This is a genomic window from Variovorax sp. YR752 (assembly GCF_943372545.1).
In genome coordinates this window covers 14,020-33,013 of sequence record NZ_CALRZC010000026.1, presented here as the reverse complement: position 1 = coordinate 33,013, position 18,994 = coordinate 14,020, and the positions used below count along the sequence as shown (strand labels likewise).

16 protein-coding genes are annotated in these 18,994 nt (G+C 68.9%); 13 read left to right on the top strand and 3 right to left on the bottom strand.

Going from position 1 to position 18,994, the window contains the following annotated elements; translation table 11 throughout:
• Positions 1–57: 57 nt before the first annotated feature.
• The 5 genes from AAG801_RS08955 (at position 58) to AAG801_RS08935 (ending at position 5,846) form a co-directional block, all read left to right on the top strand.
• Positions 58–978: a 3-keto-5-aminohexanoate cleavage protein gene (locus tag AAG801_RS08955; protein ID WP_319358454.1), complete on the top strand. Its 921-nt coding sequence runs from the start codon at positions 58–60 to the stop codon at positions 976–978.
• A 37-nt stretch (positions 979–1,015) separates the two neighbouring features.
• The gene (locus AAG801_RS08950) at positions 1,016–2,224 is read left to right on the top strand and encodes an ABC transporter substrate-binding protein (RefSeq protein ID WP_341888089.1); all 1,209 of its coding nucleotides are present in this window, start codon (positions 1,016–1,018) and stop codon (positions 2,222–2,224) included.
• On the top strand, positions 2,221–3,168 hold the full coding sequence (locus tag AAG801_RS08945) for a 3-hydroxyacyl-CoA dehydrogenase NAD-binding domain-containing protein (RefSeq protein WP_341888088.1): 948 nt from the start codon (positions 2,221–2,223) through the stop codon (positions 3,166–3,168). Before AAG801_RS08950 ends, AAG801_RS08945 begins: the two co-directional genes overlap by 4 nt.
• Position 3,169: 1 nt before the next feature.
• Complete coding sequence (locus tag AAG801_RS08940) at positions 3,170–4,978, top strand: feruloyl-CoA synthase (protein ID WP_341888087.1); 1,809 nt, start codon at positions 3,170–3,172, stop codon at positions 4,976–4,978.
• Between the two features lie 82 nt (positions 4,979–5,060).
• Positions 5,061–5,846: a crotonase/enoyl-CoA hydratase family protein gene (locus AAG801_RS08935; RefSeq protein ID WP_341888086.1), complete on the top strand. Its 786-nt coding sequence runs from the start codon at positions 5,061–5,063 to the stop codon at positions 5,844–5,846.
• On the opposite strand, the gene AAG801_RS08930 is transcribed toward AAG801_RS08935, so the two are convergent.
• On the bottom strand, positions 5,847–7,235 hold the full coding sequence (locus tag AAG801_RS08930; RefSeq protein ID WP_341888085.1) for a PLP-dependent aminotransferase family protein: 1,389 nt from the start codon (positions 7,233–7,235) through the stop codon (positions 5,847–5,849).
• A 137-nt stretch (positions 7,236–7,372) separates the two neighbouring features.
• On the opposite strand from AAG801_RS08930, the gene AAG801_RS08925 reads away from it, so the two are divergent.
• The 3 genes from AAG801_RS08925 to AAG801_RS08915 all read left to right on the top strand — a co-directional run bounded on the left by AAG801_RS08925 (position 7,373) and on the right by AAG801_RS08915 (position 10,590).
• A complete protein-coding gene (locus AAG801_RS08925) occupies positions 7,373–8,659 on the top strand; it encodes a hydroxymethylglutaryl-CoA reductase, degradative (protein ID WP_341888084.1) in 1,287 nt (428 codons plus the stop codon).
• A gap of 93 nt (positions 8,660–8,752) precedes the next feature.
• Complete coding sequence (locus tag AAG801_RS08920; RefSeq protein WP_341888083.1) at positions 8,753–9,205, top strand: hypothetical protein; 453 nt, start codon at positions 8,753–8,755, stop codon at positions 9,203–9,205.
• Positions 9,206–9,246: 41 nt separating this feature from the next.
• Complete coding sequence (locus AAG801_RS08915) at positions 9,247–10,590, top strand: tripartite tricarboxylate transporter permease (RefSeq protein WP_341888107.1); 1,344 nt, start codon at positions 9,247–9,249, stop codon at positions 10,588–10,590.
• Here AAG801_RS08915 and AAG801_RS08910 read toward each other — a convergent pair.
• Positions 10,574–11,929, bottom strand: a complete 1,356-nt coding sequence (locus tag AAG801_RS08910; RefSeq protein ID WP_341888082.1) for a hypothetical protein — start codon at positions 11,927–11,929, stop codon at positions 10,574–10,576. The two genes, AAG801_RS08915 and AAG801_RS08910, sit on opposite strands and share 17 nt — an antisense overlap.
• Before the next feature lie 89 nt (positions 11,930–12,018).
• Here AAG801_RS08910 and AAG801_RS08905 point away from each other — a divergent pair, with 89 nt between their 5' ends.
• The 5 genes from AAG801_RS08905 to minE all read left to right on the top strand — a co-directional run bounded on the left by AAG801_RS08905 (position 12,019) and on the right by minE (position 15,963).
• Positions 12,019–12,441 carry a hotdog fold thioesterase gene (locus tag AAG801_RS08905; protein WP_056574715.1) on the top strand — a complete coding sequence of 141 codons (423 nt, stop codon included), beginning with the start codon at positions 12,019–12,021 and terminating at the stop codon, positions 12,439–12,441.
• 168 nt (positions 12,442–12,609) lie between these two features.
• Positions 12,610–13,896 (top strand): solute carrier family 23 protein, encoded by a 1,287-nt coding sequence (locus AAG801_RS08900; RefSeq protein ID WP_341888081.1) that lies wholly within the window; start codon positions 12,610–12,612, stop codon positions 13,894–13,896.
• A gap of 131 nt (positions 13,897–14,027) precedes the next feature.
• Positions 14,028–14,804 (top strand): septum site-determining protein MinC, encoded by a 777-nt coding sequence (gene minC, locus AAG801_RS08895; RefSeq protein WP_341888080.1) that lies wholly within the window; start codon positions 14,028–14,030, stop codon positions 14,802–14,804.
• Positions 14,805–14,872: 68 nt separating this feature from the next.
• Positions 14,873–15,688 (top strand): septum site-determining protein MinD, encoded by an 816-nt coding sequence (gene minD / locus AAG801_RS08890; RefSeq protein ID WP_095747381.1) that lies wholly within the window; start codon positions 14,873–14,875, stop codon positions 15,686–15,688.
• Positions 15,689–15,690: 2 nt separating this feature from the next.
• Positions 15,691–15,963, top strand: a complete 273-nt coding sequence (minE, locus tag AAG801_RS08885) for a cell division topological specificity factor MinE (RefSeq protein ID WP_056574726.1) — start codon at positions 15,691–15,693, stop codon at positions 15,961–15,963.
• Between the two features lie 45 nt (positions 15,964–16,008).
• On the opposite strand, the gene AAG801_RS08880 is transcribed toward minE, so the two are convergent.
• Entirely contained in the window at positions 16,009–18,936 is a 2,928-nt protein-coding gene (locus tag AAG801_RS08880) for a WG repeat-containing protein (RefSeq protein WP_341888079.1), read from the bottom strand.
• Positions 18,937–18,994: the final 58 nt, after the last annotated feature.

Below are 18,994 nucleotides of genomic sequence, written 5' to 3'. Positions count from 1 at the left end.
AAAAATAATGACGCGCCCCCATGAACGACTGACAGACCGACCCCAGGAGCCCCGAGCATGTCGAAGCGCAAAGTGATCGTGACCATCGCCCCCACCGGCGGCATGGCGCACAAATCGCAGAACCCCCACCTTCCCACCCAGCCCGCCGAGATCGCCGCCGACGTGCTGCGCTGCTGGAACGCCGGCGCCAGCGTGGTCGCCATCCACGCGCGCCGCCCCGACGACGGCGCCACCTGCAACGCCGAGGTGTACCGCGACATCAACAGCCGCATCCGCGCGGCCGGCTGCGACATCGTGCTGAACAACTCCACCGGCGGCGGCGTGCACGGCGACATGGTGAAGCCGCTGGCGGGCGACCGCTGGGAAATTGCATGGGAAGAGCGCATCAAGGGCATGGACGCGGGCGCCGAGATGTGCACGCTCGACGCCACCACGCTCAACCTGAGCTTCGAGGGCAAGCAGATCCTCATGGACACGCCGATCACGCGCGGGCGCGAACTCGCGGCCGGCATGAAGGCGCGCGGCATCAAGCCCGAGTGGGAGGTGTTCAGCCCCACGCACATCCTGCAGGACACGACGACGCTGATCGAGGAAGGCCATGACGACGCGCCCTACTTCATCAACCTGGTGATGAACGTGCACCGCAACTTCCAGAACGCGATGCCCTACTCGCCGCGCAACCTGCAGATGATGGTCGACACGCTGCCCCAGGGCGCCATCTTCGGCGTGAGCGGCATCGGCATGTCGCAGCTCGAGGCCAACGTGGCGGCGCTGCTGCTGGGCGGCCATGCGCGCGTGGGGCTGGAAGACAACCTCTACTTCCGCCACGGCGAGCTGGCCACCAACGTGCAGCTCACCGAGCGCATCGTGCGCGTGATCCGCGAGCTCGACATGGAAGTGGCGACGCCGGCCGAGGCGCGACAGATCATGGGCCTGCCGCGCGTAGGTGGCCCGCGGCCCGAGTTCGCACTCGGTTGAAGACAGACAACAACGACAACGAACGGAGACACGACACATGAACACTTCCCGCACGGCACTGGCCCTCGCGCTCGGCGCCCTCTTTGCATCGGGCGCCTTCGCCCAGGTGTCCGACGACACCATCCGCATCGGCTTCATCAGCGACATGTCGGGCATCTACCGCGACTACGACGGCCCGGCCGGCGCCGAGGCGATCCGCATGGCCATCGCCGACATGGGCGGCGCCATCGACGGCAAGAAGATCGAGCTGGTCACGGCCGACCACCAGAACAAGCCCGACATCGCCGCCGCCAAGGCGCGCGAATGGTTCGACGTGACCAAGGTCGACATGCTGATCGGCGGCGTGAACTCGGGCGCGGCCATTGCCATGGCGGGCGTGGCGGCCGACAAGAAGAAGCCGTACTTCGTGGTGGGCTCGGGCGCGTCGAGCCTCACCAACGAGTACTGCTCGCCCTACACGGTGCACTACGCCTACGACACGGTGGCCATGGCGCGCGGCACCGCGAGCGCGGTGGTCAAGGCCGGCGGCAAGAGCTGGTACTTCGTGGCGGCCGACTACGCCTTCGGCGCGGCGCTGCAAAGCGACGCCACCAAGACCGTGCAGGCCAGCGGCGGCACGGTGGCGGGCTCGGTGAAGCACCCGCTGGGCGCGAGCGACTTCTCGTCGTTCATGCTGCAGGCCCAAAGCTCGAAGGCGCAGGTGCTGGCCCTGGCCAATGCGGGCGGCGACACGGTGAACGCGATCAAGTCGGCGGCGGAGTTCGGCCTCAGCAAGAACATGAAACTCGCCGGCATGATCATCACCATCAACGACGTGCACGCGCTGGGCCTGAAGGCCTCGCAGGGCATGTACCTCACCGACAGCTGGTACTGGAACCAGAGCCCCGAATCGCGCGCCTGGGCGCGCCGCTTTTTCGACAAGCACAAGCGCATGCCTTCTTCTTTCCATGCCGGCGACTACTCGGCCACGCTCCAGTACCTGCAGGCCGTGAAGGCCGCGGGCAGCGACGACGCCGACAAGGTGATGGCGCAGCTGCGCAAGACGAAGTTCAATGACATGTTCGTCAAGGGCGGCTGGCTGCGCGACGACGGCCTCATGGTGCACGACATGCACCTCATGCAGGTGAAGACGCCGGCCGAGTCGAAGGAGCCGTGGGACTATTACAAGGTGATCGAGAACATCCCCGGCGAAGCCGCCTGGACCACCAAGACGGAGAGCCGCTGCGCGCGGTGGAAATCGGCATGACCCCTGTCAATGACGTGAAGCGCGTCGCCGTCGTCGGCACCGGCGTGATCGGCGCGAGCTGGGCCGCGTACTTCCTCGCGCAAGGGCTCGACGTGAACGCGACCGACCCCTCGCCCGGCGCCGAAGACCGGCTGCGCGCCGCCGTGGCGCAGCACTGGCCGACGCTGGAACGCTTCGGCCTCGCCGAGGGCGCCTCGGTCGACCGCCTGCGCTTTCACGACAGCCTGGAAGACGCGGTGGCCGTGGCCGACTTCGTGCAGGAGAACGGCCCCGAGCGCATGGATTTCAAGATCGACCTGTTCCGCCGCATGGACGCGGCGGCGCCGCCCGAGACCATCCTCGCGTCGAGTTCGTCGGGCCTGGCGATCAGCGGCGTGCAGTCGGGCTGCGCGCACCCGCAGCGCGTGGTGCTGGGGCATCCGTTCAACCCGCCGCACCTGATTCCGCTGGTCGAAGTGATCGGCGGTGCGCAGACCTCGGTCGAGGTCATCGCCCGCACGATGGCGTTCTATGCCGCCATCGGCAAGCGTCCGATCCACGTGAAGCGCGAGGTGAAAGGCCACATCGCGAACCGGCTGCAGGCCGCCCTGTGGCGTGAAGCGTTTCACCTCGTCAACGAAGGCGTGGCGAGCGTGGCCGACATCGACACCGCCATCGCGCACGGCCCCGGCCTGCGCTGGGCCGTGATGGGACCATTCATGAACCTGCACCTCTCGGGTGGCGCGGGCGGCATCGCGCACCTGCTCGCGCACCTGGGCGGGCCCATCGAAGACTGGTGGAAGGACCTGGGCGCGCCGTCGATGACGGACGCATTGAAGCAGCAGGTCGTGCAAGGCCTGGCCGAAGAACTCGGCACGCGCCGCACCGCCGACCTCGAAGCCGCGCGCGACACCCTGCTGTTGAACCTGATTCGCGCCAAGGCCGAGACGGGTACGCTGGATTGACATGACCGACTTCCTTCTCGACGACACCCTGATCGCTCCGCCCCGCACGGTGCGCATCGACTTCGACGACGGCTCGTTCGTGCTGCGCTCGCCGACGACGTTGCAGCCGTATGCACGCTGCATCGGCGAATGGATCGAACGCTGGGCGCGCGAAACGCCCGACGCGCTGGCCTTTGCCGAGCGCGACGACAGCGGCGAAGGCTGGCGCAAGCTCGACTACCGCGCGCTGCGCGCCGCCGTCGGTGCGGTGGCACAGGGCCTGCTCGACCTGAACCTCCCGCCGGGTCGGCCGGTCGCGATCCTCTCGGACAACGCCATCGACCACGCGGTGCTGATGCTCGCGACGATGCACATCGGCCGCACGGCCTGTTCGCTGTCGAGCGCCTACTCGCGCATGACCAAAGACCCGTCGCGGCTGCACGGCATGCTGCAGGCGCTGCAACCGGCACTGATCTACGCCTCCGACGCGAAGGTGTACGGCGCATCGCTCGCCGGCTGCGACATCGACGCGGTCACGGTGTTCAGCCGCAACGCCGAAGCGCATCCCGGCGCGATGGCGTTCGACCGATTGCTCGCGGCGAAGGAAACGCCTGCCGTCATGCAAGCCTTTGCCGCCGTGGGCCCCGACACGCACGCCAAGTACCTGCTGACCTCGGGCTCCACCGGCAAGCCCAAGGTGGTGATCAACACGCACCGCATGCTGTGCGCCAACCAGCAGATGATGGCGCAGACTTGGCGCTTCCTCGCGCACGAGAAGCCCGTGCTGGTCGACTGGCTGCCGTGGAGCCACACCTTCGGCGCGAACCACAACCTGCACATGGTGCTGTGCCATGGCGGCGCGCTCTACATTGACGAAGGCCGGCCCGCGCCGGGCCTCATCGAGAAGACGGTGCGCAACCTGCGCGAGGTGAAGCCCACGCTGCTGTTCAACGTGCCGCGCGGCTTCGACATGCTGCTGCCGTTCCTCGAAGCCGACGACGCACTCGCCACCGAAGTGTTCTCGCGGTTGCGCCTGGCCTTCTACGCGGCGGCAGCGCTCGCGCCTTCGACCTGGCAACGGCTCGAAGCGGTGGCGCGGCGCGTGCGGCCCACGCGCCCGCTGTGGCTCACCACCTCGTGGGGCGCGACCGAGACCTCGCCCGCGATCACCTCCGCGCACTGGCAGCTCGACGGTGCCGGCTGCATCGGCGCGCCGCTGCCGGGGCTGGAACTGAAGTTCGTGCCCAACGGAGAGAAGCTGGAGATGCGCGTCAAGGGCGTCTCGGTGTTCCCCGGCTACCGCGATGCACCGCGCGAGACCGCCGAGGCCTTCGACGCCGAGGGCTACTACCGCATCGGCGACGCGGGCTTTCTCGCGAACCCCGGCGACCCCGCGCAGGGCGTGATCTTCAACGGACGTGTGGCGGAAGACTTCAAGCTCTCGACCGGCACCTGGGTGTCGGTGGGCACGCTGCGCGTGAAGCTGGTGTCGCTGCTGGCGCCGCATGTGCAGGACATCGTGCTCACGGGCCACGACCGCGACGCGATCGGCATGCTGGTGTTCGCCAGCCCGCAAGGCGCAGCGCTCGCGCCCGACGCACTGGCCGCGCGCATCGCCGAGGTGCTGCGCGCCCTGCGCGACGAAGGCGCGGGCTCGTCGCAATGCCCGGCCTGCGCGCTGGTGCTGGCCGAGCCGCCGAGCCTCGATGCGGGCGAGATCACCGACAAGGGCTACATCAACCAGCGCGCGGTGCTCACGCGGCGTGCGGCCGAAGTGGCGCGGCTGCATGCATCGGCCGAAGGCGACACGGACGTGATCCGCGCCATCTGAGCGCGGCGGGGTTGGAGAACCCGGGAATGTTTTCTACGATGGCCGGACCGCCCCGCCACCGCACCTTCCCGGAGACTCTGCCATGACCACCCCGCCCTGCGTGACCTTCGACGTGGACGGCCCCGTCTGCACGCTCACGCTGAACCGGCCCGACAAACGCAATGCCGTGGACGGTGTGGTCGCCGCCGCATTGCGCGCGGCCTTCGAACGCTTCGAGGCCGACGACGCGCTGCGCGTGGCCGTGCTGACGGGCGCGGGCGGCCACTTCTGCGCAGGCGCCGACCTGGGCGCGGTCGGCGATCCGGCGCGCCGCAACGAGCTCGACCCCGAGGGCGGCGGCGCCGGCCCGATGGGCCCGACGCGCATGGCGCTGTCCAAGCCGCTGATCGCAGCGGTGAACGGCTACGCGGTCGCGGGCGGGCTCGAACTCGCGCTGCTCGCCGATCTGCGCGTGGCCGACGACGACGCGGTGCTCGGCGTGTTCTGCCGCCGCTGGGGCGTGCCGCTGATCGACGGCGGCACCGTGCGGCTGCCGCGCCTCATCGGCATGGGACGCGCGCTCGACCTGATCCTCACGGGCCGCCCCGTCGGTGCGGCCGAAGCGCTGGCGATGGGCCTGGTGAACCGCACCACGCCGCCGGGTGGTGCGCTCGCTGCCGCACAGGAACTGGCACGGCAGATCGCCGCCTTCCCGCAGCAATGCATGCTGGCTGACCGCCGCTCCGCCTTCGAACAGTGGGACCTTCCGTTGGCCGAGGCGCTGCGCCGCGAAGGCACGCAGGGCGTGCCGATCGTCGCGGCCGAAGGCGAAGCCGGTGCCGCGCGCTTTGCCGGCGGCGCGGGGCGGCACGGCACCTTCAAGGGCTAGTCAAGATCGCCGCCGCAGCGCGGTGCGCAGCGCCTTCGCGAAGCGCGGGTCGGCCATGGCGCCGACATTGAAGCGCGACCAACGCGAGACCTGCGTCGAATCGACGCTGAAGATGCGCCCCGGCGCCATCACGATCTTGCGCGGCAGCAGCTCCTTCGCGAAGGCCAGCGAATCGTCCACGCCGGGCAGCGCGGCCCAGATGTAGAGCGACTGCGGGCTGCGCGCGAAAACCTCGGCGTCCACCGTGTCGAACAGCTTCAGCGCGTCGCGCGTGGCCTCGCCCAGCCGCTGCTGCAGCCGCTTGAGGTGCCGCTGGTAGTGGCCCTCGCTCAGGATGACATCGACCGTGCGCTCGCTGTACTCCGAGCTGCTCACGTGGATCAGCGCCTTCAGGTCGGCGAGGTCGCTTGCCAGGTCGGCCCCGCAAGCAATGAAGCCCACGCGCAGCGCGGCCGAGAACGATTTCGAAAAGCTGCCGATGTAGATCGTGCGTTCGAGCTGGTCGAGCGCGGAGAGGCGCGGCAACGCGGTCGGCTTGAAGTCGGCCAGTGGATCGTTCTCCACGATCAGCAGGTTGTACTTCTGCGCGAGCTGCAACACGCGGAACGCCTTGGCCGGCGAGATGTCGGAGCCCGTGGGGTTGTGCGCGAGCGATTGCGTGAAGAACAGGCGCGGCCGCTCGGCGATGAGCAGCTGCTCCAGCACCTCGAGGTCGGGCCCGTCGGCCAGGCGCGGCACCGCCAGCATCTGCGCGCCCGCGAGCTTGAGCTTGCCGAACAGCGGGTAGTAGCCGGGGTCGTCCACCAGCACCTTGCCGCCGGGCGGCACGAAGTAGCGGATGACGATGTCCATCGCCTCGTTGGCGCCGTGCGTGAGCACGATCTGCCGCGGCTCGGCGCCGATGCCGAAGTCGGCCAGCTTGCGCACGAGGTGGTCGCGCAGCGGCGCATAGCCGAAGCGGCTGCCGTAGCGGAACAGTGCGCCGAGCCCCGTGCGCACGACCTTCGGGTGGTACTTGTCCAGGCGCACGTCGGCGAGCCACTCGACGGGCGGAAAGCCGTCGCCCACCGCGACCGCATCGGGCTGCGTCTTGAGCTGCTCGCGCATGAGCCACACGATGTCCATCGCGCGGCCGAGGCTGCCCGCGTCTTCTTCGGCGGGCTTGGGGGTGGCCGTGGCCTGCGCAAGCACGTAGTAGCCCGAACCGCGCCGCGGCTCGACGAGGCCGCGCGACACCAGCAGCTCGAAGGCGGCCACCACGGTGTTCTTGGCGTAGCTGTGAAGTTGCGCGAGTTCACGCAGCGAGGGCAGCTTGTCGCCGGCCTTGTAGGCGCCGCTCGCGATCTGGCGCGCGAGGGTGTCGGCGAGCGAATCGGCGATCGTGGTCATGGGCCGAGACTTTGACACAGCAAGCGATTGCGGCGCACCACTGTCCGCACTGTCCCGCCAAACTGTGCCTTCCGCGGGCGGTACAGCCGGCCTAAATTGCCTGCTCCCGAATTCACCTTCCGAAGAGACACGCACCGATGGCCGCCGATTCCCGCATTCCCAATTTCCGCGCACTCACACCCGCCCAACGCCTGGCCCACATCGCACAGGCCGCCTCGCTCACCGACGACGAGGTGGCGCTGCTCGCGCAGCCCGGCGCGCTGGGCGTGGAGCGCGCCAACGGCATGGTCGAGAACGTGATCGGCACCTTCGAGCTGCCGCTGGGCGTGGCCGGCAACTTCACCGTGAACGGGCGCGACTACCTCGTGCCGATGGCGGTGGAAGAACCTTCGGTGGTCGCCGCCGCCTCGTTCATGGCCAAGCTGGCGCGCGAAGGTGGCGGCTTCGAGGCCTCGAGCACCGGGCCGCTGATGCGCGCGCAGGTGCAGGTGATCGGCATCACCGACCCGTACGGCGCGCGGCTCGCGTTGCTGCGTGCGCGCGACGAGATCCTGGCCGTGGCGAACAGCCGCGACAAGGTGCTGATCGATCTCGGCGGCGGCTGCCGCGACATCGAGGTGCATGTGTTCGGCGACACCCCGCGCGGCGCGATGGTGGTGATGCACCTGATCGTCGACGTGCGCGACGCGATGGGCGCGAACACCGTCAACACGATGGCCGAGGCGGTGTCGCCGCTGGTCGAGCAACTCACGGGCGGCACGGTGCGGCTGCGCATCCTGTCGAACCTGGCCGACCTGCGGCTGGCGCGTGCGCGCGTGCGGCTCGCACCTTCTGTGCTGGCCACGCGCGAACGCAGCGGCGAAGAGGTGGTCGAGGGCGTGATCGACGCCTACACCTTCGCGGCCATCGACCCCTACCGCGCGGCGACGCACAACAAGGGGATCATGAACGGCATCGACCCGGTGATCGTCGCCACGGGCAACGACTGGCGCGCGGTGGAAGCCGGCGCGCATGCATACGCCTGCCGCAGCGGACGCTATTCCTCGCTCACCACGTGGGAGAAGGACACGAGCGGCGCACTCGTCGGCACCATCGAGATGCCGATGCCCGTGGGCCTCGTCGGCGGCGCGACGAAGACGCATCCGCTCGCGCGGCTCGCACTGAAGATCCTCGACGTGAAGTCGGCACAGGAACTCGGCGAAGTCGCCGTGGCCGTCGGCCTCGCGCAGAACCTCGGCGCGCTGCGTGCGCTCGCCACCGAAGGCATCCAGCGCGGCCACATGGCACTGCACGCCCGCAACATCGCACTGGTCGCGGGTGCCACCGGCGACGAGATCGATCACATCGCCAAGCAGATGGCCGCGGAGCACGACGTGCGCACCGACCGCGCCATGGCACTGCTCGACGCGCTGCGCAAGAAGTAAGCAACGCGGGAGGAGCCCGCACCACGGTCCGCGGCCGACACCGCGGCGGCTGCGCACGCGGCTGTCACACAACCACAGACGGAGACAACTCGAATGAACGCAGACAGTGCAACGCCCGCCGGCTGGCGGCTGGTGGAGATATGGGGCGACACGGCCGACCTGGGCCACCTCGCGTGGTCGATCGTGATCGGTGTCGCGGTGAGCCTCACGGGGTATCTCGTGGCGAGCCGCGTGCTCGCAAGCGTCGTGAGCACGCCCGAGCTGGCGCGCGCCTACGCCATGCTCGCCGGTCTTGGCGGCTGCGTCGTCTCGGGCCTGATCTGCGCGAAGCTCTTCGCGCCGAAGCGTGAGGTGGTCGAGGGCACGGACCCCGATCCGCGCTGGCGCGAAGAAGTGCTGGCCGAACTGGCCGGCGAGCACGGCGACCTGGGCTCGGTGGACGACCTGCCGCCCTCGGTGGTGCGCGAGATGAAGGAGCTGGAAATCTACGACCTGTTCGCGTCGTACAAGCCCCGCGCAAAGAGCGCCGAAGGAGCCGCCTCGTGATCGACGCCGCCCTGTTCAACCAGATCCTCGTCGCCACCGGCATGGGCCTTGTCGGCGCCATCGTGTTCGCGGCCATCGGCCTCGTCTCGGGCACCGACGAAACCACCACGCTCGCACCGCTCACGCTGCTGGTGGTGCTGCTCGGCGTGCCGCCCGAAGGCGTGTTCACCTTCTTCCTGGCCGCCGCAGTCGCCAAGCACATGACGCACGCGGTGCCCACCGCGCTGCTCGGCATTCCGGGCGACACCATGGCCACCCCGCTGCTGCAGGACGCGAACGTGCTGCGCAACCTGGGCGTGCCGCACATCGCGCTGCGCAAGATGGTGTCGGGCGCGATCATCGCGGCCTTTCTCGCGGTTCCGCTGGCCGTGCTGTTCGCGGTGCTGCTGGCGCCGTATGGCGCGGCCATCACCAAGGCGGCGCCGTGGATCTTCGTGGTCGCGGCCGTGGCCATTGCCTACTTCTCGAGCGGGCGCTGGGCCTCGGTGGCCACGCTGGTGCCGTTCGTGATGGTGATCGTGGCGCTGCAGGCGCTCACCGGCAAGTACGGCGTGAAGCTCAGCATCAGCTACTTCCTGGGCATCGCGATCGGGCCGCTGGTGGCCGACCTGTTCTCGGTGATCTCGCCCGCCGCGCGTGCCCGCATGAAACGCGACAAGGTCCGCACCTTCTCGCTCGCGCCCGACGTGAAGGGCTGGACGGGCTACTTCCCGAACCCGTTCAAGGTGCTCGACCGCGCGCAGGTGAAGTGGACCTTTGCCACCGCCGCGATCTCCAGCGCCACCTTCGTGTTCAGCCCGGTCGCGATGACGGTGGTGCTGGGCGAACTGGTCGGCTCGCGCATCAAGCACGCGTACCACCGCCTCACGACCACGCTGGCCGCGCGCAACGGCGTGACCGAGGCCACCTACATCGCCGAAGCATTGATCCCGCTGATCGCCATCGGCCTGCCGCTGAGCCCCGTCGCGGCCGGCCCGGCTGCGCCGTTGTTCAATGCGCCGCCGGTGTTCACCATCGATTCGGCCACGGGCCAGACTCACAACCTGCACAACCTGCTGAACCACTGGGAGTTCCTGGGCTACGGCATGCTGGCGGTGGTGCTCGCGGCGCTGGTGGCCTACCCGTTCACGATGAACTTCGCGCGCCGCGCGGCGCTGTTCGTGTCGCGCAAGGTGAGCCACGAGGCGATCATCGCGACCTTCGTCGGGTTGATCGTGGTGATCAGCGTGTGGGAAGGGCAGCTGCTCGGGCTGCTCGTGATCCTGACGATGGGTCTGCTGGGTGGGCTGCTGTCGCGTGCGATCGGGTTCAACACGGGCGTGCAGTTCATGGGGTACTACACGGCGGTGTTGACGGTGCCTGCGGTGATCAAGGCGTTTGCCTAGGGCTTGAGGGTCGGGGCTTCGGCGCGGGCCTGGCGGGCGCCGGCTTCTTCTCGTCCCCGCCGAACAGCTTCTCCACCTGCTGCCCCACACGCGCCCCGATGGCAGTGCCCACCCCCGGCAGCACCGCACTGCCAACGGCCGCCCCCGCAAGCGCGCCGCCGGTCATCGACACCTCGGGCTCGGCCACGCTGCCGCTGATCTTGAGCGGCACGCCGACGACGCCGTCGACCAGATCGACCGCCATCTCGCCCGTCATCTGGCGATTGAAAAGCCGCAGGTTGCCGCTCGCGGTGAGCACGCCCGAGCGCGCCTTGAGGTTCGTGTAGCGCATCACGATGCCGTCCTCGGTGCCCTGGGTGTCGAGCGTGCCCGTGAGCTCGTCCAGCGCCGTGGTGCCGCCGCGGCTGATGCCGACGGTGGTCACGGCCTTGGCGAGGTCGAGGCGGGTCAGCGTGGCGGGCTGCACCGAGAAGGTGGTGCGGGTGTGCAGGCCGCGGATCAGCGCACCCACCTCGCGGGCCTCGGCCACCAGCGAGGTGTGGCCCGAGACCTTGCCGGCCACCGCCGAGCGGCGCCCGAAGGCCTGCACCAGCCCTTCGATGTCGACCTGCCGCGGGTCGAGCTCGGCCGCCACGCGCAGCCCGCGCCCCTGGGGCAGCACCTCGAGCCGCGATTCGCCGTTCCACGTGCCGCCGCCGGCGTCGATGCGGGTGCGCCAGCGGTCTTCACCACCCTCGCGGTCCAGCCGCAGGCGCACGGGCGACGCGGCGCCGGCGCGCTCCAGGCGCAGGTGGCGCGGGCGCCAGTTGTCGTCGAAGGTCACGTCGCCGTCGTAGGCCAGCGCGATCTCGCGGCGGTCGATCCAGACCACGTCGCGCCAGCGCACGCGCTCCACCGGCACGGGCGCCAACGCCCAGGGCGCCGGCAGCACCATGATGCGGTCGCCCTCCTGCGGCGCGGGGCCCTTGCCTCGGAAAGCGCGCACCGAGTTGCGCGGCAGCACCAGACTTTCGACGTCGATCTCGTCGATGGCCACCACGCGGTGCAGCAGCAGCGGCCACAGGTGCAGCCGCACGCTCAGGCGGCGCAGGGTGATGGGCTGGGGCTGGTCGGTGGCCAGCTCGGACAGCGCCAGCACGGGCACCGGCCACAGCGACCAGTGGGCGCCGCCCACGGTCAGGTCGACGCCGTAGCGCTGCGAGAAGCCGGCGGCAATGCGGGCGGCCACCTCCTCGTCGTCGGGCAGGCGCGCTGCGACCACGAGCACCAGCGCGCCGAAGCCCAGCAGCAGCACCGCCACCGAGCCCAGGAGCCAGCGTCGCACCGAAGGGAAGGTCATCGGGCCAAGGTAGCACGCAAAGGCGACTGTCCCTGTCAGCCGTCGTCGCTATAGTGCCCTCGCACCCCCTGTATCTCGGAGACTCCCGCATGCGTATCTGGAAGAAAGACATCTCGGTCGAATCGCTGACCGCCAACCACGTGGGCACGGCCGTGGCCGCCCTGGGCATCGAATTCCTGGAGGTGGGCGACGACTTCATCCGCGCCCGCGTGCCGGTGGACGAGCGCACCCGCCAGCCCTACGGCATCCTGCACGGCGGCGTGTCGGTGGTGCTGGCCGAGACGCTGGGCTCCTGCGGCGCGCACTACTCGGCCCCCGAAGGCGACCGCGCCGTGGGCCTGGACATCAACGCCAACCACATCCGCTCGGCCACCAGCGGCTGGGTCATCGGCACGGCGCGCCCGGTGCACCGCGGGCGCACCACGCAGGTCTGGCAGATCGACCTGACGAACGAGGCGGGCGAGCTGACCTGCGTCTCGCGCATCACCATGGCGGTGCTGCAGCCGCGCTGAGCGCGGGCGCCCCCCTTCGGGCGCTTTTCTTCTCCTCGTTTTCTTTCTCCCGCTGGTACGCCTCTTGCGGGTGGAACCCGTGTTCAGCACGGGGTGGATCGACCACAATCTCGCCCCAGGGAGCGCGTCGACCCCCCAAACACACACCAACCGAGGAGAAGAAAACACATGTTCAACTGGACTGAAAAGCCGGTGTCCACACTGGCCAATGGCGCGGTCATCGCGCCCGACGAGCGGCTGCCCTGGCTGCAGACCGGCGCGATGGGCATCCAGCACGTGATCGCCATGTTCGGCGCCACGGTGCTGGCGCCGATCCTGATGGGCTTCAACCCCAACATCGCGATCCTGATGAGCGGCATCGGCACGCTCATCTTCTACTTCGTGACCGGCGGCAAGGTTCCCAGCTACCTGGGCTCGAGCTTTGCCTTCATCGGCGTGGTGATCGCGGCCAGCGGCTATGCGGGCAAGGGGCCCAACGCCAACATCGCGGTGGCGCTGGGCGGCATCGTGGCCTGCGGGGTGGTCTACATCCTGATCGGGGCCATCGTGCAGGCGGTGGGCACGGGCTGGATCGAACGCTTCATGCCGCCCGTGGTCACGGGCGCCGTGGTGGCGGTGATCGGGCTGAACCTGGCCAGCATTCCCATCAAGAACATGGCGCCCACCAACTTCGACGCGTGGATGCAGGCCGTGACCTTCCTGTGCGTGGGCCTGGTGGCGGTGTTCACGCGCGGCATGGTGCAGCGCCTCTTGATCCTCATCGGCCTGATTCTGGCCACGCTGGTCTACGCCGCGCTCACCAACGGCATGGGCCTGGGCAAGCCGGTCGACCTGAGCGGCATCGCCAACGCGGCCTGGTTCGGCCTGCCGACCTTCACGGCGCCGGTGTTCACGACCAACGCGATGCTGCTGATTGCGCCCGTGGCGATCATCCTGGTGGCGGAAAACCTCGGCCACCTGAAGGCGGTGACGGCCATGACGGGCCGCAACCTCGACCCGTACATGGGCCGCGCCTTCATCGGCGACGGCATTGCCACGGTCATCAGCGGTTCCGCGGGCGGCACGGGCGTGACCACCTACGCCGAGAACATCGGCGTGATGGCAGCCACGCGCATCTACTCGACGGCGGTGTTCGTGGTGGCGGCGGTGATTGCGCTGGTGCTGGGCTTCAGCCCCAAGTTCGGCGCGCTGATCCAGGCGATTCCACTGCCGGTGATGGGCGGCGTGAGCATCGTGGTGTTCGGCCTGATCGCCATTGCAGGCGCCAAGATCTGGGTCGACAACAAGGTCGATTTCTCGCAGAACAAGAACCTGATCGTGGCCGCGATCACGCTGATCATCGGCACCGGCGACTTCACGCTGAAGTTCGGCGACTTCGCGCTGGGCGGCATCGGAACCGCCACTTTCGGGGCGATCATCCTCTACGCCCTGCTGGGCCGTTCGCGCAACGCCTGAGGGCAGACAAAGTGAAACCTCGTGCAATAACTGTTGTGCGGGGTCAGTGAACACGGCGCCGGCCATCGGGCTTTGGCCGGCGCCCGTTAGACTCCAACGCTTTTCGCACCGACGTTCACACACGTTTTCCAATGGCCGATGTTTCCGCCGCTCGTACCAAGGCGGTTTTCGAATTCAAGAGCGCCACACTGCCGCTGATCGCAGTGATCCTCAAGACAGCCGACCTCGACGTGCTGGCCGAGGCGCTCGACGCCCAGTTGGCGGATTCGCCCGACTTCTTCGAGCAGGAGCCGGTGGTGATTGACCTCTCGATGCTGCAGGAACTGGCGGCCGAAGCCGGCGCCCCTGCCCCCGAGATCGACTTTGCCGCCCTGCGCAGCCTGCTGGCGCGCCACCAGACCCAGCCGATCGCCGTGCGCGGCGGCAGCCCCGAGCAGCATGCCGCGGCGCGTGAAGCCGGCCTGTCGGTGGCCGCCATGCCCTCGGCCCCCGCGCCCCGCTCGCCGGCCCCGCCCGCCGAGGCGCCTGCGGCTTCGGAGGCCCCGCAGATCGTGCGCGAGCTGCCGGTGCCGGCCAACGGCACGCTGCTGATCGACAAGCCGCTGCGCTCGGGCCAGCAGATCTACGCGCGTGGCGGCGACGTGGTGGTGACGGCCATCGTGAGCTTCGGCGCCGAAGTCATTGCCGACGGCAACGTGCATGTGTACGCGCCGCTGCGCGGCAAGGCCATTGCCGGCGCGCGCGGGAACACCGAGGCGCGGATCTTCTCGACCTGCATGGAAGCGCAGCTGGTGGCCATTGCCGGCATCTATCGCACGAACGAAGTGCCGCTGCCCGAGCCCGTGCTGGGCAAGCCCGCCCAGGTGCGCCTGGACGGCAAAAAAATAGCGATCGACGCGATTCCCTGATGAAAAACCAGGAACGCGGCAGCGCTGAGCATCAATCGACAACTGAATCGAAACAAGAAGGAATGGCGATGGCCAAAATTGTGGTGGTGACCTCGGGCAAGGGCGGCGTCGGCAAGACGACCACGAGCGCCAGCTTCGCGTCGGGCCTTGCGCTCGCCGGCAAGAAGACGGCCGTGATCGACTTCGACGTGGGCCTGCGCAATCTCGACCTGATCATGGGCTGCGAACGCCGTGTGGTGTACGACCTGATCAACGTGATTCAGGGCGAGGCCAACCTGAGCCAAGCGCTCATCAAGGACAAGCAGTGCGACAACCTGTTCGTGCTGGCCGCCTCGCAGACGCGCGACAAGGAAGCCCTGTCGCAGGAAGGCGTGGAGAAAATCCTGAACGACCTGTCGGCCATGGAGTTCGACTACATCATCTGCGACTCGCCCGCGGGCATCGAGACCGGCGCCATGATGGCAATGCACTTCGCCGACGAAGCGCTGATCGTCACTAACCCCGAAGTTTCTTCGGTGCGCGACTCGGACCGCATCCTGGGCATGCTCAGCAGCAAGACCAAGCGCGCCAAGGACGGCGGCGAGCCGATCAAGGAACACCTGCTGATCACGCGCTACAACCCGAACCGGGTGGCCGGCGGACAGATGCTCTCGCTGGAAGACATCCAGGACATCCTGCGCATCAAGCTGATCGGCGTGATCCCCGAGTCGGAAAGCGTGCTGCACGCCTCCAACCAGGGTGTACCTGCCATCCACGACAAGGACACCGACGTGGCCCAGGCGTACAGCGACGTGGTCGCGCGCTTCCTTGGCGAAGACAAGCCGATGCGCTTTGTCGACGCCGAGAAGCCCGGCTTCTTCAAACGGATCTTCGGGAGCAAGTAGGCATGTCGTTTCTTTCGTTCCTGCTTGGTGAGAAGAAGAAGACTGCGAGCGTCGCCAAGGAGCGCCTGCAGATCATCCTCGCTCACGAGCGCTCCAGCCTCAGCGGCAAGAAGCGCCCCGATTACCTGCCCGAGCTCCAGCGCGAGCTGGTGGCGGTGATTTCCAAGTACGTGTCGATCAACGCCGACGACATCAAGGTGCACCTGGAGACCCAGGACAACCTCGAAGTGCTGGACATCAAGATCGAACTGCCCGATCCGGTTCCGGCGCGCTGAGCGCCAGAACCCGGCAGCCGCCCTGAAGCCTCAGGGCGGACCCGCTCACTCCGGCTGGGCCGCGGGCAGCGCCTCCAGCCGCTGCGTCCACTCACGGGCCTTGTCCTCGTTGAAGAGCGGACTGCCGGGGTCACCGTAGAACGTCTGCGCCAGAACCTCCATGCAGGTACGCTGGCTCTTCAGGTTCTCTTCGCAGTCATCGAGCGCGGCGCCGGTGAGCAGCCAGCGCTCGGCGGCTGCCGCGTCTTCCGGCGCGCCCTGGCCCAGAAAGCGCATCCAGCCCAGCTCGTAGCAGGCCCAGCCCTGCTGGCGCTTGGCGCTGTCTTCCGCCACCTTCTGCAGCGCGTAGAGGGCCTCGGCATACAGAACGTTCACTTCCGCTTCTCCCTGGCCCTGTTCGGCCAGCGCCCCTGCGTGCAGGCACAGCGTGCGGCCGAGCTGCATCGTGGCGCTGGTGTCGCCGGCTTCATGGCCGCGGCGGAAGTAGCCGATTGCGCGCGCCAGGTCGGGCTCCCCGGGTTCGCCGAGCTTGTGCGCCAGACCGAGGTTGTAGAGCGCCATCGTCTGGTTGTGCTCGGCGGCCCGTTCGTAGTGCCGCATGCCGCCTTCCAGGTCGCGCTCGCCTCCCTCGCCTTCGCACAGCATGTAGCCGAGATGGCCGTGCGTGGCGGCATCGGCGCCGTCTTCACTGCCATGGGCGATGGCGTGCAGCAGCCAGGCGCGCCCCAGGGCGGGGTCGGCGCCGAGGCCGGCTGTGTCCCAGCGCAGCATCTTCGAGAGCTCGCACATGGCCACGGGCAGCCCGTCGGGTGATGCGGTCGCGGGGGCGTCGCCGGGTTCGCGCACGCCGGCGGCGCGCGCCATCCAGCGCAGGGCTTCGCGCGGGTCGGCCTCCACGCCCTCGCCGTCACGCAGGTGGCAGGCCAGCTCGTAGGCGGCCCGCAGGTCGCCTGCGGCATGGCGCGCGGCCATGTGCTCGGTGTGCGCCTGCTCGCGGCCGTCGGCGTGCAGCCAGACGTACAGGCCGGTGTCGTTGCGCACGGCCTTCACCGGCTCGCCCGCGCTCCAGCGCTTGCACAGGTCCGAGCGGACCACCGTGGACATCCAGCCGTCAGCGACGGACACCGCGGCGCTGATCCACGGATAGGCCTGCGGATGCAGCACGGCGCCATCGGCGCGCAGCACGCCCACGGCGAGTTGCCCCTTCTCCGCCTTCGCGCTGCGCGGCACCGGATCGGCGACCAACCAGCCGATGTCCTGCGTGCCCCAGGCCAGCGGCTGGAGCGTGCGGTGCCGGCACGGCACCAGCTCTCGGCCGGCGGCCACGTCGTAGATGCCGCGCAGCCACGGCGCGTTCTTCGCCGTGCGCCCGCCCTTGGACGCCACGCGCACCAGGTCGCGCCGGACCATGGCGTGCGCGCGCTCCTCGCCGGTCAGCGGCTCCAGCGTTTCGAAGCGGCCGTAGTCGAAGGGCACGAGCACGCGGCCCTGCCCGTCGATCAGGCCGCACAGGCCGTCGGCGCGTTCCACGGCAAAGCGCTTCGGCCGGGCCGGGGTGCTGCGCTCGTTCGACGGATCGTTGTCTTCGCTCGTCAGGCTTTCGATCGGGTATTCCTCGAGCAGGTCGACCTGCTCGTACACCGGCTCGATCGCGACGCGGCCCTGTGCATCGAGCAGCCCGCTCTTGCCGTCGCGCGTGGCTTCGAAGCCCTCCCAGTCGTGGCGCCACTGGAGGTTTTCGAACGCGGGCGGCACGGCCCATTCGCCGTCCGCGCGCACCAGCCCCCAGCCGCCCTCGTCGCCGCGCGCGGGCGCGAGGCCGAAGGGCGTGAAGTCTTCGGCCTCTTCGAATCGCGGCGATATCGTCCATTGGCCCTGCAGGTCGATGTACCCGATGCGCTCGCCCACGCGGGCGCGCACCCGGCCTTCGACAAAGCTCCAGACTTCGTCGACCGAGGGCGCCAGCAGCCAGCTGCCGTCGGTGCGCAGCAGGCCGACGTGGTCGCCGACCAGGGCGGTGGCGATGTCGTCCTCGAAGGCCCAGACCTCGTCGAGCTGCGGTTCGAGCAGCACGCGCGGTGCCTCGGCGTCGGCGAGCAGCAGGCCGGATTGCTCGCCCTGCGAGATCCAGAGCAGGCGCGGGTCGCTCCCGCCGGCGTAGCGGATGTCGTCCCACGCGGGCTCGACCACGGTGGTGCGCTGGCTGACGCCTTCGTCGTCGTACACCAGGCGCATCACGCCCCAGCGGCCGTCGACCTCGAAGCGCCAGAGGTCGCCGCCCAGGTGGTTGTCGTAGTCGGGGCGTTCGTCGTCGTCCTCGTCTTCTTCGGGCTCGAAGTCGGCAAAGCGCTCGTCGCGCGGCTCTTCGTAGCCGTCAAAGTAGGGATGCGACAGGCTGCCGAAGCCGAACTCCCAGGCCCAGGACTCCCAGTCTGCGAAACGCTTGATGCCGAGCGCCGCATCCACGCCCGGGTGATTGCCGCTGTCGATGCAACGCCGCACCTCGGCCCACAGTTCATTGCACTCGCGACGGTTGCGTTCGATGAAGCCCTCGCCTTCCGTGTCTCCGCCCAGCCAGGACAGTTCGTCGAGGTTGGCGGAGAAGCGCGGCGCGCTGTCGTCCGGCGTTTCGTCGATCAGTTCGGCCAGGTGCAGCGCCACGGCCTCGAACTGCAGTGCAATCTGCGGCAGCGTGTGCAGCATCGGATGCCGCTCGACAAAGGCGTGCAGCTGCCGGATGCGCGCGAGCGCGGCGTGCGCGTCGCTGGCGAGGTTGTCGGTGCCCGCGTCGCCGAAGACGCGCTGGTGGTCGATGGCGTCGCCGGCCGCGCCATCGGCCAGCAGGAGCTGCCAGAGCACGGGAAAGTTGTTGTTGGCTTCGGCGATTTCGTCGGCCGAAGTTTCTTCGGGGTCAGCGACGTCGTCGTCGCCGGAAAGTCTGTGTTCGAGATAGAGCCAGGAACGATTGCCCATGTGTGGTCGCGTGTGTCGTCCACGGCGAAGGCCGTGGGTGACGCCCAGTTTAGAGGCG